The sequence below is a fragment of the Dyella sp. A6 genome, assembly GCF_036320485.1.
Taxonomy (GTDB): Bacteria; Pseudomonadota; Gammaproteobacteria; order Xanthomonadales; family Rhodanobacteraceae; genus Rhodanobacter_A; species Rhodanobacter_A aluminiiresistens.
Map to the genome: position 1 here is coordinate 379,782 of NZ_CP132911.1, position 15,378 is coordinate 395,159.

General features: G+C 66.8%; 13 protein-coding genes. 9 read left to right on the forward strand and 4 right to left on the reverse strand.

Features of this window, described 5'->3' with window-relative positions:
- Positions 1-27 precede the first annotated feature (27 nt).
- Entirely contained in the window at positions 28-1,632 is a 1,605-nt protein-coding gene (locus tag RA164_RS01495; RefSeq protein ID WP_329742216.1) for a GH39 family glycosyl hydrolase, read from the forward strand.
- A gap of 77 nt (positions 1,633-1,709) precedes the next feature.
- Here the strand turns inward: RA164_RS01495 and RA164_RS01500 are convergent, their stop codons facing one another.
- Entirely contained in the window at positions 1,710-2,534 is an 825-nt protein-coding gene (locus tag RA164_RS01500) for a universal stress protein (RefSeq protein WP_329742217.1), read from the reverse strand.
- A 172-nt stretch (positions 2,535-2,706) separates the two neighbouring features.
- On the opposite strand from RA164_RS01500, the gene RA164_RS01505 reads away from it, so the two are divergent.
- Together RA164_RS01505 and RA164_RS01510 are read left to right on the forward strand one after the other, a co-directional pair.
- Positions 2,707-3,456, forward strand: coding sequence for a response regulator (locus RA164_RS01505; RefSeq protein ID WP_329742218.1), 750 nt, complete (start codon positions 2,707-2,709; stop codon positions 3,454-3,456).
- Positions 3,453-5,468: a PAS domain S-box protein gene (locus tag RA164_RS01510; protein WP_329742219.1), complete on the forward strand. Its 2,016-nt coding sequence runs from the start codon at positions 3,453-3,455 to the stop codon at positions 5,466-5,468. The genes RA164_RS01505 and RA164_RS01510 overlap by 4 nt, the downstream gene beginning before the upstream one ends.
- 95 nt (positions 5,469-5,563) lie before the next feature.
- Here the strand turns inward: RA164_RS01510 and RA164_RS01515 are convergent, their stop codons facing one another.
- Positions 5,564-6,301 (reverse strand): helix-turn-helix domain-containing protein, encoded by a 738-nt coding sequence (locus RA164_RS01515; RefSeq protein WP_329742220.1) that lies wholly within the window; start codon positions 6,299-6,301, stop codon positions 5,564-5,566.
- Positions 6,302-6,540: 239 nt separating this feature from the next.
- On the opposite strand from RA164_RS01515, the gene RA164_RS01520 reads away from it, so the two are divergent.
- Positions 6,541-7,434 carry a hypothetical protein gene (locus RA164_RS01520; RefSeq protein ID WP_329742221.1) on the forward strand — a complete coding sequence of 298 codons (894 nt, stop codon included), beginning with the start codon at positions 6,541-6,543 and terminating at the stop codon, positions 7,432-7,434.
- A 24-nt stretch (positions 7,435-7,458) separates the two neighbouring features.
- On the opposite strand, the gene RA164_RS01525 is transcribed toward RA164_RS01520, so the two are convergent.
- On the reverse strand, positions 7,459-7,869 hold the full coding sequence (locus tag RA164_RS01525; RefSeq protein ID WP_329742222.1) for a globin: 411 nt from the start codon (positions 7,867-7,869) through the stop codon (positions 7,459-7,461).
- 87 nt (positions 7,870-7,956) lie between these two features.
- A complete protein-coding gene (locus RA164_RS01530) occupies positions 7,957-8,571 on the reverse strand; it encodes an OmpW/AlkL family protein (protein WP_329742223.1) in 615 nt (204 codons plus the stop codon).
- Between the two features lie 303 nt (positions 8,572-8,874).
- Here RA164_RS01530 and RA164_RS01535 point away from each other — a divergent pair, with 303 nt between their 5' ends.
- The 5 genes from RA164_RS01535 to cydC are packed head-to-tail and all read left to right on the forward strand — an operon-like array spanning position 8,875 to position 15,345.
- Positions 8,875-10,455 (forward strand): cytochrome ubiquinol oxidase subunit I, encoded by a 1,581-nt coding sequence (locus tag RA164_RS01535; RefSeq protein WP_329742224.1) that lies wholly within the window; start codon positions 8,875-8,877, stop codon positions 10,453-10,455.
- Positions 10,456-10,458: 3 nt separating this feature from the next.
- Entirely contained in the window at positions 10,459-11,592 is a 1,134-nt protein-coding gene (cydB, locus tag RA164_RS01540) for a cytochrome d ubiquinol oxidase subunit II (protein WP_329742225.1), read from the forward strand.
- Between the two features lie 9 nt (positions 11,593-11,601).
- A complete protein-coding gene (locus tag RA164_RS01545) occupies positions 11,602-11,820 on the forward strand; it encodes a hypothetical protein (protein WP_329742226.1) in 219 nt (72 codons plus the stop codon).
- 46 nt (positions 11,821-11,866) lie between these two features.
- On the forward strand, positions 11,867-13,612 hold the full coding sequence (cydD, locus tag RA164_RS01550) for a thiol reductant ABC exporter subunit CydD (protein WP_329742227.1): 1,746 nt from the start codon (positions 11,867-11,869) through the stop codon (positions 13,610-13,612).
- Complete coding sequence (gene cydC, locus RA164_RS01555; RefSeq protein WP_329742228.1) at positions 13,609-15,345, forward strand: thiol reductant ABC exporter subunit CydC; 1,737 nt, start codon at positions 13,609-13,611, stop codon at positions 15,343-15,345. Before cydD ends, cydC begins: the two co-directional genes overlap by 4 nt.
- Positions 15,346-15,378 lie beyond the last annotated feature (33 nt).

Here is a 15,378-nt window from a genome sequence, read left to right on the forward strand (position 1 = left end):
CAGCGAGAGTGCGGAGTGCACGTCATCATGAAAACAACACCGAACCGGTCCCGTGCGGGACGATGGCTGGGGCTGCTCGCGGCCTCGCTGCTGACCGTTGGGGTGGCGCAGGCAGCGCCGGCCGCCAGCGATACCGTGCAGATCCACGTGGACGCGAAAGCGGCGGGCAAGCCGTTCCCGCATTTCTGGGAACAGATGTTCGGTTCCGGCCGGGCGATACTTTCGCTGCGCGACGACTACCGCAAGGACCTGGTGGCGGTGCACAAGGCGACCGGCTTCGGCTACGTGCGCTTCCATGGCATCTTCGACGACGAGGTGGGCCTGTTCCACCTGGGCAAGCCCGGCCAGCCGTTCTACAACGCGGCCGACACGTCGTCCAAGGACGACAAGCCGGTCTACAACTTCTCGTATGTCGACCAGATCTACGACGGCCTGCTGGCGCGCGGCGTGCGTCCCTTTGTGGAACTGAGCTTCATGCCGCAGGCGATGAGCTCCGATCCCAAGGCGTTGCAGGGCTTCTGGTACCACCCCAATATCGCACCACCGAAGGACTACGCGCTGTGGGACGGCATGATCCGCGCCTTCGCGAAGCACCTGATCGCGCGCTACGGCATCGATGAGGTGTCGAAGTGGTACTTCGAGGTGTGGAACGAGCCGAACATCGGCTTCTGGGCCGGCAAGCCCAAGATGGCCACGTACTTCACGCTTTACGACCACACCGCGCGCGCGCTGAAGTCGGTCAGCCCGCGCCTGCGCGTGGGCGGCCCCGCCACGGCGCAGGCCGCGGAAGTGTCGGCCTTCCTGGCCCACGTGCATGCCGCGCACGTGCCGGTGGATTTCGTCAGCACGCACGTCTACGGCGACGATACTGCGCAGAACGTGTTCCACACCGACGAGCACATCTCGCGCAAGGACATGGTGTGCCGCGCCGTGGCCAAGGTGCACAAGGAGGTGCTGGCCTCGCCGTACCCGAAACTGCCGTTCATCATGAGCGAGTACAACGCGTCCTACGCCAACCTGCCCAATGTCACCGACACGGTGTACATGGGCCCGTGGCTCGCCAACACCATCCGCGCCTGCGCGGGCAAGGTGAACGTCATGAGCTACTGGTCGTTCTCCGACGTGTTCGAGGAAGGCGGCGTGGTGCGCACGCCGTTCTACGGCGGTTTCGGCCTGATCGCGGCCGACCGCATCGACAAGCCGTCCTTCAATGCCTTCGAGATGCTGCACAAGCTGGGTGACGTGCAGTTGCCGGTGACGTCGGATTCCGCGCTGGTCACGCGCCGCGCCGATGGCAGCCTGGTGCTGGCACTGTGGAACTACGCGCCGCCGGTCGGCGACACCGCGACCTATACGGTCGGCAAGCCGAAAGGCGAGGTGAAGCATTTCCAGGTCGACCTGTCGTCGCTTCCCGCCGATGCGACCGCCCGCCTGTGGCGGCTGGATGCCACCCACGGCAATGCCGTGGCGGCCTTCAACCGCATGGGCCGCCCGGACTTTCCGACCCGCGAGCAGATCGCGACCCTGCGCAAGGCCGGCAAGCTGGGTGCGCCGGAGCAGCTGAAGCTGAGTCACGGCGTGCTGGACGTGGCGATCCCGCCGCAGGGCCTGGTGGTCGTCGAGGTCCGCTGATCCACTAATGCCCGCAGCCCTGATTGCGCCCGTATGGCGCGAGCGGGGCTGCGGGTCGGCATGTGGCCCGGTTTCGCTCAGTGCGACATCAGGGTGCACATGCCGCATTCGGCCAGCAGGTTGTAGGTGACCCCGCCCAGTGCCCATTCGCGCAGGCGGTTGTGTCCATAGGCACCAGCGACGATCAGGTCCGCCGAGTTCGCCAGGGCGATGCCTAGCAGCTGGTCCGCGCTGCGGCCATGTGCCCGCTCCACCACACTGGTTGCCGGCACCCCGTGCAGCTTCAGCCACTCGGCGACATCGCGGGCACCGTTCGGTGCCTCGGCCAGCGTCGTGTCGGTCACTTCCGCCACCGTCACTGTCTGTGCCTGTTTCAGGAACGGCAGCGCGCTGGCGACGGCGCGGCGGGCCTCGCTGGTGTCCTTCCAGGCCACTAGCAGATGCTTCGCTGCCAGGGATCCGGCCGCCGCCGGTACCGTCAGCACCGGGCGACCGGCCTGCATGATGAGATTGCCGGCGTTGACGTGGCGCGATTCGTCGAAATAGGCCTTGTCGTAGTCGGTGTGAGTGATCACCAGATCTGCGCTGCGCACCTGGCGGGCCACGTAGTCGGTGGGCATTTCGGCCGATACGTCCGAGCGCCACGCCAACCGCTTCGCGCGTCCCTGCAGGGCAGCCTGGAACTGCTCATGGGCTTTCGCCATGGCCTGCCGGATCTCGGTGCGGTCCAGTTCGACGATGTCGCCGGTGAGCAGGCCGTCGCCGTAGATGATGCGCACCGGCTGGCTGGCCGTCACGCCGGTGACGCCCGCTCCGAAACGTTCGGCCAGATCGCCGACGATCTTCAGCAGTGCGGTGTTGTCGCGGTCCAGATCAAGGTATACCAGCAGGTTCGCGTACATGGCGGTTGTTCCCGGACATGAGTGACAGGCGGACCACGTTACGCACCCATGCGCGACACCGTTTGACATGGGTCAAGCCGATGCCACATGGGCGTTTCGCCGCAGGTACGAGCGCATCCGACATGGGTGTTTCTTGCTAGACTGCAGGCCTTGCTCGCTGCCATGTCCCCGCATGCCACTGACTCGTTCCGAACCGGAGGCTGTGCCGCGTCCTCACCTGCTGGTGGTCGAGGACGAAGAGGAAATCCGGGCTCTGATCGAGCGCTACTTCGGCAATCACGGCTTCCGCGTGAGCACGGCAGCGGATGGCATGGTCATGCGCGAAACCATCCGTCGAGAACATGTCGACCTGGTCCTGCTGGACCTGGGCCTGCCGCATGAGGATGGCTTCGAGCTGTGCCGCTATCTGCGCGAGCACTGGCATGGCGCGATCATCATGGTGACTGGCCGCAGCGAGTCGGTGGACCGGGTGGTCGGGCTGGAGCTTGGCGCCGATGACTATGTGACCAAGCCGTTCGATCTGCGCGAACTGCTGGCGCGCGTGCGCAGCGTGATGCGACGCGTGTTGCCGGCGACAACGGAAGCGGATGCCGTCCCGCACGAGACATGGCTGGTGTTCGCGGGCTTCCGCCTGAATCCGCGCACGCGGGTGCTGCTCGATGCGCAGGGTGTCGAAGTGGCGCTCACCAGCGGCGAGCATGAGCTGCTCCAGGTGCTGCTGAATCACCCGAACCGGGTGCTGTCGCGCGACCAGCTGATGGGTTACACACACGGCCGGGATGCCGGCCCCTACGACCGTGCCATCGACGTGCAGATCGGGCGTCTGCGCCGCAAGATCGAGCATGATCCGGCTCATCCGCAACTGATCAAGTCGGTGCGTGGCGCGGGTTACCTGTTCACGCCACAGGTGCAGCGTCGATGAACCCGGGCATGCGCGAGGCGTCCATGTTCCGCGAATGGTTCGATGTGGCCCCCGACGCGATGATCGCGGTCGACGCCGGCGGCATGATCGTGCGTGCGAACCCGCAGGCCGTGCAGATGTTCGGCCATGCGCTGGATGTGTTGCACGGCGCGTCGATCGAATTGCTGATTCCCGAGCGGGTGCGCGCTGTGCATGGCCGGCACGTGGCCGAGTATGCGCAGAGCCCGCGCATCCGGCCGATGGGCAGCGGGCAGGAACTGGTCGGCCTGCGTCGGGACGGCAGCGAATTTCCGGTCGAGGTAGCGCTGAGCCCGATCCATACTCCGGATGGACCGCTGTACGTGGCCTCGATCCGGGATATTTCGGAAAGCCAACGCGCGCGGCTGGCGCTGGTGCGTGCACGCTACGACCGCATGATGATCCGTGTCGGCCAGCTGATGCTGGGCGCCTCCAGCCTGGAAGCCGTGCTTGGCGACGTGCCTGAACTGATCTGCGATGCGCTGGACATGGCGGCGGTGGCGTTCGCCTTCCAGGGCGCGTCGCATGAGCGCATGCGTGTGCATGCGGCACATGGTCTTCCGCATGGCCTGCTCGACGATGTGCTGGCCGTGCTCCCGGTGGACGCGGGGGTGCCGTCGACCGTGCTTGATCTAACGGCGCAGGCTGCGGCACAGGGCGGAGCCTGGCAGGCGCTTGCCAATACGGGCTTTGCCGAGATGGCGGTGGTTCCGCTGCCCGGGGCCGAACCTGCCGCCGGCCTGTTGCTGGTGCTGTCGCCGATGGCACGCGGTTTCAACCACGACATCCGCTATGCCCTGCAGAGCCTGGCGATGACCCTGGCCAGCGCGATGCGGCGCATGCGCAGCGAAGAACGTCTTTCGCATGCGCAGCGGCTGGAAGCCATCGGCCAGCTGACCGGTGGTATCGCGCACGATTTCAACAATCTGCTGACCGTGATCTCGGGCAACCTGCAGATCCTGGAGGAAGAGATCGGCGATGACACGCCCTGGCGCGACATCATCCAGAGTGCGATGCGCGCGGTCGGCCGCGGCAGCGACCTGACCCGCAAACTGCTGGCCTTCGCACGGCGGCAGCAACTGTCGCCACAGCGCTGCGAACTGGATGTGCTGCTGGGCGATCTCGGCGCGATGCTGCGGCGTACGCTTGGCGATGCGATCGACCTGCAGACCTATTGTCCCGACGGCCTGCCCGCCGTGTTCGTCGACCCGGGCCAACTTGATGCGGCGCTGGTGAACCTGGCGATCAACGCCCGCGATGCGATGCCGCGCGGTGGTCGGCTGAACATCAGTGCTGGGCTGCGCCATGAACTGGCACCGGAGTCAACCGACGCGTCGGGTGTCCACGACTACGTGGTGCTGACTGTGCGCGACACCGGTCTGGGCATGTCCCCCGATGTGCTGGCCCGCGCGCTGGAGCCGTTCTACACGACCAAGGATCACGGCAAGGGCACCGGGCTCGGACTGAGCATGGTGTACGGTTTCGTGAAACAGTCCGGCGGTCATTTGTCGATCGACAGCCGGCTGGGCTACGGCACCTGCGTCGAGCTGCACCTGCCGGCAATACGCGGCAGCGCGGCGGTGCCGGAGCCGCGGGTGACAACCGAGAGCGCCAGTGCACGCAACAAGGCGACCGTGCTGGTGGTCGAGGATGAAACCGATGTGCGCCAGGTGGCGTTGCGCTTCGTGCAGTCGATGGGCCATGTCACCCTGGCCGCGGCCAACGCGGACGAGGCACTGGTGCTGCTCAACGGGCCGCAGGGCGGCGCGGTGGATCTGGTGTTCAGTGACGTGATGCTGGGCAACGGCATGAATGGCGTCGAGCTGGCACGCGAGGTGCACCGCTTGCGACCGGGCCTGCCGGTGCTACTCACTTCGGGCGACGAGCGCTCCCTGCAGGAACGTGGTGATGCCACCGGCTTCGACTTCCTGCGCAAGCCGTACCGTCGCGAGGCGCTATCGGCGGCGCTGCGGAAGCTGCTCGACGCGCGGTGACGCCAGCTCCCGAGTGCATCTTCGCTGTGTGAACGTCAGGGGTGTCGGAGTGACGGCATGCCAGCGGACGACGTGTGCCGGATCCGGCAAGTGTCTCAGTGCACGCGGGTGTTGTTCTGCATGGCGACCCGCAGTGCGGCTTCGTCGAGGATGCGCACTTCGCGCCACTGCACCGAGATGCAGCCCTGCGCGATCAGCCGGGCGAGCGCGCGCGTCACCGTCTCGTGCTTGAGCGCCAGGAAGCTGCCGATGTCGGCGCGGCTCATGCGCAGCACGAAATGGTGCGCGCTGAATCCCAGGGCCTCGTGGCGGGCCGCGACATCGAGCAGGAACGCGGCCACGCGCTGTTCCGCGCTCATCGTGCCGAGGGCCAGCATCCACGAGCGGTCGCTGCGGATTTCGGCCGCCAGGGCGGCGGTCAGCTGGGCGTGCAGTTCGGGCATCTGCAGGCTGGCGCCAAGGATCGCGGGATAGGGCAGTTCCCACACGGTGCAGCTGTCCAGTGCGATCGCGTCACAGCTGTGCGTGGGTGCGCCGATCGATTCCACCCCCATCAGGTCGCCGCGCATGCGGAACCCGGTGACCTGTTCGCGGCCGTCCTCGGCCACCAGGCAGTTCTTCAGGAAACCGGCATGCACCAGGAACAGTGCTTGGAACGGCTGGCCGGCGTGGTAGAGGTACTGGCCGGCTTCCAGCTTGCGCTGCACTACCGGGATGCGGGTCCGCAGCTCGTCGATGTCGATCGTCGGCAGCGTCTGGGGCTCGTGGGACACATGCGCGACAGCGCGCGGCGCGTGGGTGACCGAAGGCTCGATGCTGACGATGCTGTTCACGGCGATTCTCCGAATGCGTTTGGACCTGATCGATGGGGCATACGCTAGAAGTGCTGCGAAACAGCCGGATGTCCGCACTGCAACAATCGGTAACAGTGTGTAACAGCGTGACGGCCGCAACCGGCTTCGCGGGGTGGCGATGGATGCCGTCGCACGATGACTTGATCTGCCTCAACGCCGCGCGGAGCGAAGTCGTTAGCGTGCTTCTCGCCAGAGAACACCTCACTTGATGTAACGACATGATCCAGAAACTGGGGGCTTCGCCCTTCATAGACGCGGCCGCGGTCGAGGCATGGGACGCCTGGTTCCGCTGGCGTGAACAGGGCGAGCTGCGCGATCTTTCGGTGGACGCGACCTGGGAGCGCGTCGCCTGGGCGCTGGCTTCGGTGGAGCCGGAGCAGCAGCGCCTGGCGTTCGCGCGACGGTTGCTGGTGGTGTTCTCCGACTGGCAGCTGCTGCCAGGCGAGCGGATCCTGATGACTGCCGGTACCCCGGCGGCAGCCTGGGGCGGCGATGACCTGGTGGCGGTGTTGAACGTCGCCAGTTTCGTGTCCGATCCGGGGAGCGTGGCCGCGGCTCTCGACCTGCCGAGGTTCATGACCGTCGCGGCGCTAGCCGTGCATCTGCTGGACAATGCGGCGACCTTGCAGGGGGCGGGTGGACCGCCGCCGGAGCGGCTGCATATCGGCATCATCGGGTTGGGGGATGCGCTGGCACTGCTGGGCATGCGCTACGACAGCGACGAGGCTCGCGCCTTTGCCGTCGAGGTTGTGCGGTCGCTGGCCCAAGGCTGCGCCAGTGGTCATGCTGCCCTTGCCGGGCAATGCCACGTGGCGGATGCCACGGAGCGGCACGGGCCGCGCTATCGCAGCCTGACGGCGATCACCTCGCAGCGACGCCTGGCGCTGTTCGCCAATGCCACGAGCGATGCGCTGGAACCGGCTGCCGGAGCCCCGCGGACGTACGTGATCGAAGCCGAGGAAGGCAACCGGCAGGTTCGTTCACCGGGTTATGCCGCCACCTTGCTGGGCCGCGACAGCGCTTTCGATACCGCGCCCGAAGCCGCCCGGCAGGCGATGCGCGACGCGGTGCAGGGCTGGATCGACGAGGCGATCAGTGCCGTGTCCGCGTGACGCGACAGGGCGCGGTATGCTGGATCAGGCGTCGTAGCGCTGTATGAAACTGCGGGTCATCACGCCCATTGCCTCGCGCCAGCGGGCCAGCAGCATCGGCGTGCTGTCCGGGTCGGAGGTGGCGATCACTTTCAGCAGGCTCTCGATCCAGTATGGATAGAGCTGCGGCGAGACCGGGCAATGGCCGGTCTTGCCATGCACGTCGGCCATGCGCTCGACGGTGCGTTGCATGATCGGGCTGCCCGAGGCGTACAGGATCGCTACGCTGATGCCGTGGCGCAGGGCGAAGTACTGTTTCTGCATGTCGGTGCCGGCGAATAGCGCGGGCACGTCCGGATGGCTCGCCATGAACACCGTGTAGAAGTGTTCGATGAAGCGCTTGTCGCGCAGGCATCGGCCGTAGCTCTGCTGCAGGTCGTTGTACGTATCGGTCACGCTGTGGATTCCGGTGACGGACGCCGCCCGGGATGGGCGACGTCGCGTGTGCATGCTGGCCAGCATGCAGATCAGGGGGGACTCAGGTCAGAACCGGTAGCCGACGCTGACGCCGTAGACCCAGGGGTCGACCTTGGCGTTGCCGACCCGGGTGCCGTTCACGTGCACGTCGCCGCTGATGCTGATCCAGCGGATGTCCGCGGTGAACAGCCAGCGTGGTGCGAGCTGCACGTCCACGCCGGCATGGGCCGCAGCGCCCCAGCTGTTGTCGATCTTGACGTGAGCGCCCTCGAGCAGGCCGGCACCCTTGGTGCTGAAGAAGCGCGTGTAGTTGATGCCGGCACCGACAAAGGGCGAGATCTTCGCATCGGGAAGGAAGTGGTAATTGACGCCGATCACCGGCGGTAGCTGCCTGGTGGTGGCGGCCTTCTGGCCATTCAGGCGGATCGTGTGCCTGAAGGGCAATGCCGCCAGCACCTCGGCGCTCCACGACGGCGTAAAGAAGTACTCCGCACTGATTGTGGGCTGGGTGTCGCTGCCAATGCTGGCTTTCATGCCGGCGAGATGGCCGTTGTCGGACTTCGGATCGACCACGTGGGCGCCTAAGTGGACGACCCAGGATTTGGCATCGGCCGCATGGGCAACCGGCAGCATGCCGGCGATGAGTGTGCCGGCGAGCAGAGTGGAAAGCAGGGCTTTCATATGTCGTCCTTTTTGCGGGTCTGGTGGCATGCACCATTCTCGAAACCCGCACCGGAGTAGGATTGACTTCGATCACTTACGGCCGGACATGGCGCCGCACTGCGACCTCACGCCGCAGTGCGGCGGCGGGTTGGGGAGTTGATGTCGGATCGACTTGATCGTGATCAATAACCGGTGGCATGTCTGCACGAACAATGCGGATGCATCACGCCTCATCGTGTTGGACACATCGGCGACTTGGCGGCATTGTTCGCCAATGGAACGGGGGCTCGTGCTTTTTCATCCAGTCAGGACGCTACCGCCATGCATGACATCAACGTCGTTGACCTGTCACGTCTGCAATTCGCGCTAACCGCGCTCTATCACTTCCTTTTCGTGCCGCTCACCCTTGGGCTGTCCTTCCTGCTGGCCGCGATGGAGACGGTCTACGTCACCACCGGCAAGGAGATCTATCGGCAGATCACCCAGTTCTGGGGCAAGCTGTTCCTGATCAACTTCGCCATCGGCGTGGCCACCGGCCTCACCATGGAGTTCGAGTTCGGGACCAACTGGTCGTTCTATTCCAGCTTCGTCGGCGACATTTTCGGTGCGCCGCTGGCGATCGAGGGTCTGATGGCCTTCTTCCTGGAAGCCACCTTCATCGGCATGATGGTGTTCGGCTGGGAGCGCCTGAAGCGCGGCCAGCACCTGGCGGTGACCTACCTGGTGGCGTTCGGTTCGAACTTCTCCGCACTGTGGATCCTGATCGCCAACAGCTTCATGCAGGCGCCCGAAGGTGCGCATTTCAATCCGGTCACCATGCGCCTGGAGCTGAGCAGCTTTTCGGACCTGATCTTCAGTCACGACGCGCAGGCCAAGTTCGTGCATACCAGCATCGCCGGCTACGTGACCGCTGCGGTGTTCGTGGCGGGCATCAGCGCGTGGTATCTGCTGAAGAACCGTCACACCGAGCTGGCGCGGCGCTCGTTCCGCATGGCGGTGCTGTTCGGCGTGCTGTCCACCGCCGGTGTAATCACCCTGGGCGATGCACTGGGCTTCATCGGCGGCCAGGCGCAGCCGACCAAGCTGGCGGCGATGGAGGGCCTGTGGAAGACCGAACCGGCGCCGATGCCGTTCAACGTGATTGCCTTCCCGTCGCAGAAGAACCAGACGAACTACGGTGAGATACAGGTGCCGTATGCGCTGTCGCTGCTGGAAACGCATTCGCTGGAAGGCACGGTGCCGGCGGTGGACGCGCTGGAGAAGCAGGCGGCCCGGCGCATAGAGAACGGCATTCCCGCGGTGGAGGCGTTGAAGACGCTGTCCGCCAAGCCGGGCGATGTGGCGGCGATGGATCAGTTCAATGCCCACCAGAAGGACCTGGGCTACGGTTTCCTGCTGCAGCGCTATGCGCCAGATGTGAGCAAGGCGACGCCGGCCGAGATCGCCGCCGCGGCACGCGACACCATTCCGCAGGTGGCACCGGTGTTCTGGTCGTTCCGCGTGATGGTCGGGATGGGTCTGGCGATGCTGGCCTACTTCGTGCTGGCGGTGATCTACACCATGCGCAACCGGGTCGAGCGCAAGCGCTGGTTCCTCAAGCTCGCGGTGTGGATGATTCCGGTGCCGTTCCTGGCCTGCGAGACAGGCTGGGTGGTCGCCGAACTGGGGCGGCAGCCATGGACGGTGTACGGCATTCTGCCGACCTGGATGTCCGCATCGACCCACAGCGTGGGCTACATGATCTTCTCGCTGATCGGCTTCGTGGCGATCTATTCGATCTTCATCGTGATCGAGATGTTCCTGATGCTGCGGGCGATCCGGCGCGGTCCGGACGACCATGAAAGCGGCATTTCCCATGGCGGGTCGCACGTCGACCGACTGGCCGGCTACGCGGAGGGTTGATCGATGGAACTGTATGCTTCGCTTCAGGTGATCTGGTGGTTGCTGCTCGGCGTGCTGCTGCTCGCCCTGGGCGTGATGATGGGTATGGACATGGGCGTGGGTACCATCCTGCGTTACGTGGGCCGCAACGACACCGAGCGCCGCGTGGCGCTGAACGTCATCGGTCCGCACTGGGAGGGCAACCAGGTCTGGTTCGTGCTTGGTGGCGGCGCCGCATTCGCGGCCTTTCCGCTCATCTACGCCACCGCGTTCTCGGGTTTCTACGTGGTGATGCTCCTGCTGCTGTGGAGCATGATCTTGCGTCCGCTCGCCTTCGAGTACCGCCGGAAGCTGCCTTCGCAAGGCTGGCGCAACATGTGGGACTGGGCACTGCTCATCAGCGGCCTGGTGCCTATGGTGGTGTTCGGTGCGGCCTTCGGCAACCTGTTCCAGGGCGTGCCGTTCCACTTCGACTGGAGCATCACCTCGACCTATACCGGCTCGTTCCTTGGCCTGCTGAATCCGTTCGCGATCCTGTGCGGACTGCTGTCGCTGTCGATGTCGGTGTTCATGGGTTCGGTCACCCTGATGAACGGGGCCGAGGGCGCGATCTACGACAGGGCACGCAGCCTGACGCGGGTGGCGGCGATCGCGGCGATCGTGCTGTTCGCCATCGGTGGCTTCTGGGTGCACGGCATGTCCGGCTATGTGATGGGCTCGAATCCGGGGGCGGGCGTTCCACAGACGCCGCTGCAACAGACCGTGACAATGGCTGCCGGTGCCTGGTTCACGAACTTCCGTGCCCATCCGGTGCTGTGGCTGGTGCCGGCGATCGGCTTCGCCGGCATGCTGCTGGGCATGCTTGCCGCGTACGCCAACCGCTCGCACCTTGCCTGGTGGCTCGGTGCATTGGCCTGGCTAGGCGTGATCGGCACGGCCGGCGTGGCACTGTTCCCGTTCCTGCTGCCGTCCAGCAGCGTGCCGGCACAGAGCCTGACCGTGTGGAACGCCAGCTCCAGCCGGCTCACCCTGAGCTGGATGCTCGGTTTCGCGGCGGTCTTCGTGCCGCTGATCGTGTGGTACACCAGCTGGGCGTTCTACGTGATGCGCGGCAAGGTCACGGCTGCCGACATCGCGGCTGACGAACACGCTTACTGAGGACGCCTCATGAAAACCTTCATGCAATTCATCCTGTTCATGGTGCTTGCTGTCGTGGTCATCGTGATCGCCGTGATGCTGGGCGACAGCGGGGCGTGGTATTTCGCCTGGCTGGTGGGCACCACCATGATCGTGTTGATCGCCGCGGCAGGCGGTGTCCTGCTGGACACCCAGGAAGAACAGGCACGCGAGAAAGCGAAGGCCCGCGCGGTGCCGCACGGGCAGTGATCGCGGCGAAGCGCATGGCGTGCCTTCCACCGGTGGTGTGCAGCCCATGCTGAGTGCGCCTTCCGCCTGGTTGCGTGAGCAGGCCCGCCCGGTGCGGCACCTGCTCACGCGCGGCATGCTGGCCGGTGCCGCGCAGGCCGTACTGATGTGCCTGGGTGCCTGGCTGGTGGCCCACGCGCTGAGCGCTGCGATTTTCGGTGGCCAGGGCCTGCATGGACTCTGGCCGGTGCTGCTGGCGCTGCCGCTGCTGGCGCTGCTCCGTTTCGGCTTGACCCTGTGGCAGCGCCGGCTGACCTTCGACGCAGGCGCGCGTGTCAGCGCCCAGGTCCGCCGGGCGCTTGAACAGCGTCTGCAGGTGTTGGGTCCGCGCTGGGCCGCGCAGCAGTCCGGCGGCGACCAGGTCACCCGGCTGGTCGATGGTGTAGACGCACTGGTGCCCTATTACGCGGGCTATCTGCCGCAGACTGCGCTGGCGGTGATCGTGCCTGCGCTCATCGTGCTGGTGGTGCTCGGTGCCGATCCGTGGTCGGCGCTGGTGTTGCTGGTGACTGCACCGCTGATACCGCTGTTCATGGTGCTGGCGGGGCAGGCGGCAGAGCGGGCCAGCCAGCGTCGCTGGAAGCAACTGCGCCGCATGGGTGCACATTTCATGGATGCCTTGTCGGGCCTGACCACGCTGCGCCTGTTCCGTGCGGTCGCGCGCGAACGCGAGCTGCTGGCGGCCACCGGCGAGGCCTACCGTCGCGACACCATGGCGGTGCTGCGGGTGGCGTTCCTGTCGGCGCTGGTGCTGGAGTTCTTCGCCACGGTGAGCATCGCGGTGCTGGCGGTGCTGATCGGTTTCCGGCTGATGTGGGGCAAGCTGGGGTTCGAGCCCGGGTTGTTCGTGCTGCTGCTGGCGCCCGAATTCTTCCTGCCGCTGCGGTCGCTCGGTACCCAGCGGCATCGCCGCATGGACGCCGTGGCCGCCGCCGAAGACCTGGTGGCCCTGCTCGCCATGCCCGTCGACTCCGAGCCTGTGCCGTCGGCAGACCGGGAATCGCATGCCGCCATGCCGATGGACACGATCCGGATTGCGTTCGAACACGTCGTGTTCGGTTATGACGCCGACCGCAGCGTGCTGCAGGGCGTCGACCTGGCCATACCTGCCGGCACTTCACTGACTGTGGTCGGCACCAGTGGCAGCGGCAAGAGCACCCTGCTGGCCCTGCTGATGGGTTTTGCGCAGCCGGACGGCGGCCGCATCCTGGTCAACGGACAGGATCTGGTGGGACTGGACATGCCGGCATGGCGGCGACACATCGCATGGGTGCCGCAGCGTGCCCACGTGTTCCATGGCAGCCTGCGCGACAACCTGCTGCTGGCCGCGCCGGATGCCGACCGGGTGACACTGGAACGTGCGCTGCAGGCGGCGGTACTCGGGCCGCTGGTGGCCCGTCTTCCGCAGGGACTGGACACGCCGCTGGGCGAGCGCGGCGAGGGCCTCTCCGGGGGTGAACGCCAGCGGCTGGCGCTGGCACGGGCGTGGCTGCGCGACGTGCCGCTGCTGCTGCTGGACGAACCGATGCAACACCTCGATGCCGCCACCGCTGCCGCCGTCGATGGGGCTCTGGCGCGTCTCGCGCTCGGGCGCACGGTGATCCGCGTGGCGCACCGGCTGGATGCCATCGGCGAGCATGAACAGGTCGCCGTGATGGCCCAGGGGCGAGTGGTCGAGACCGGTATAGCCGCCGAACTCCGCACGAAGGGCGGCGCCTTCGCGCGCCTGCTGGCGGCGGATCGCGCGGCATGAGCGACGATCGCTCCGATCTTCTGCATCGCTTGCTGGCCCTGCCGTTGCGGCGCGACCGGGCGTGGATGCTGGCCGGCACCGTGGTGGCCTTGCTCAGCACGCTTTCGGGCATCGGCCTGCTGGCGGTGTCCGGCCATTTCATCACCAGCATGGCGATCGCCGGTGCGACCGGCGCGGCGATCAACTACTACACGCCCGCGGCCTTGATCCGGCTGTTCGCGATCCTGCGTACCGGTGGTCGTTACATCGAGCGACTGGTGACCCACGAGGCCACCCTGCGGGTGCTGGCGCGGTTGCGCCTCTGGCTGTTCGATCGGCTGGTACCGCTGGCACCGGCGCGGCTGGGCGGCCTGCGCAGTGCCGAGCTGTTCTCGCGCCTGCGCGCCGACGTGGATGCACTGGAACATGCCTACCTGGGGGTGGCCGTGCCGCTGCTGGTGGCCGCCGGCGTGACCCTGGTGGTGCTGGCGGTAGCGGCCGGTTTCCTGCCGCTGTTCGCGCTTGCGCTGGCCGTGCTGTGCGTGATCGCCGGCGTGCTATTGCCGCGCTGGGCGTTGCGGCATGGCCGCGCCGACGGCGAAGCCGCGGTGCGTCATGCCGAAACCCTGCGCATGCTGGCCGCAGACGGCTTGCAGGGCCGTGCCGAGCTGGCGCTGTACGGTGCCGAAGCGGCGCATGCCGAACGCGTGGCGCAGGTGACCGTGCAGCTGCAGCAGGCGCGCGCGCGGACCGACCGCCTGCAGGCCACTGGCAGTGCAGGCGTCACGCTGGCGGGGCAGTTGGCGGTCGTCGCTGCGCTGCTGCTCGGCATTCCGGCGGTGGGCGCAGCCGCACTGGCCGCACCCGAGCTGACCATGCTGGTGCTGCTGTCGCTGGGAGCCTTCGAGGCGATCGCGCCGCTGCCGGAGGCGTGGGCGCAGCTGGGTGCCATGCTGGCATCGGCGCGGCCGGTGTTCGCGCTGGCCGACACGCTGCCGGCAGTGACCGAGCCGGCGACTGCCAGCCCGGCAGTGCGCGACAGCGGCATCGCGATGCGCCAGCTGCGCCTGCGTCACGGCACGGATACCCGCTGGGCGCTCGATGGCGTGGATCTCGATCTGCCGCCGGGCCGGCGGCTGGCGCTGGTCGGTCCCTCGGGGGCGGGCAAGTCCAGCCTGGTCGGCGCGCTGCTGCGTTTTCTGCCCTATGAAGGGACGATCACCCTGGGTGGCGTATCGCTGGATGCGTGGCACGGCAACGACGTGCGCGCCCGCATCGCGGTGGTCGACCAGCAGCCTTACCTGTTCGGTGCCAGCCTGCGCGACAACCTGCGCGTCGCGCGCCCCGACGCCAGCGACGAGGCCATCCTTGCGGCGCTGGAGCAGGCCCAGCTGGGTGACTACGTGGCGAGTCTGCCGCATGGCCTGACCACCTGGGTGGGGGAGAACGGAGTACGCGTGTCCGGTGGCGAGGCACGGCGCATCGCGATCGCGCGCGCGCTGCTCGCGGACGCGCCGGTGCTGGTGCTGGACGAACCGCTGGAGGGGCTGGATGCGGGCACGGCGGCGGACCTCTACCGTGCCTTGAGCGTGGCCACGCGGGGGCGCAGCGTGCTGCTCATCACGCACCGCCTGGGCGGCCTGTCCACGCTGGTGGACGAGGTGGCCAGCATCCGCGAGGGGCGTGTCGTCGGCTGCGTTTCCACCGGCGATTACCTAGGGCAGCGGTCGAGCGGGCACAGCTGCGTGGCGTGACCGGCCTGCGCGGTGCCGGCCGATCGGCTTGAT

Excerpts from the sequence above, each read along its gene's own strand:
- RA164_RS01495 (WP_329742216.1), top strand. The coding sequence starts at position 28 with ATGAAAACAACACCGAACCGGTCCCGTGCGGGACGATGGCTGGGGCTG.
- RA164_RS01500 (WP_329742217.1), bottom strand. The coding sequence starts at position 2,534 with ATGTACGCGAACCTGCTGGTATACCTTGATCTGGACCGCGACAACACC.
- RA164_RS01505 (WP_329742218.1), top strand. The coding sequence starts at position 2,707 with ATGCCACTGACTCGTTCCGAACCGGAGGCTGTGCCGCGTCCTCACCTG.
- RA164_RS01510 (WP_329742219.1), top strand. The coding sequence starts at position 3,453 with ATGAACCCGGGCATGCGCGAGGCGTCCATGTTCCGCGAATGGTTCGAT.
- RA164_RS01520 (WP_329742221.1), top strand. The coding sequence starts at position 6,541 with ATGATCCAGAAACTGGGGGCTTCGCCCTTCATAGACGCGGCCGCGGTC.
- RA164_RS01530 (WP_329742223.1), bottom strand. The coding sequence starts at position 8,571 with ATGAAAGCCCTGCTTTCCACTCTGCTCGCCGGCACACTCATCGCCGGC.
- RA164_RS01535 (WP_329742224.1), top strand. The coding sequence starts at position 8,875 with ATGCATGACATCAACGTCGTTGACCTGTCACGTCTGCAATTCGCGCTA.
- cydB (WP_329742225.1), top strand. The coding sequence starts at position 10,459 with ATGGAACTGTATGCTTCGCTTCAGGTGATCTGGTGGTTGCTGCTCGGC.
- RA164_RS01545 (WP_329742226.1), top strand. The coding sequence starts at position 11,602 with ATGAAAACCTTCATGCAATTCATCCTGTTCATGGTGCTTGCTGTCGTG.
- cydD (WP_329742227.1), top strand. The coding sequence starts at position 11,867 with ATGCTGAGTGCGCCTTCCGCCTGGTTGCGTGAGCAGGCCCGCCCGGTG.
- cydC (WP_329742228.1), top strand. The coding sequence starts at position 13,609 with ATGAGCGACGATCGCTCCGATCTTCTGCATCGCTTGCTGGCCCTGCCG.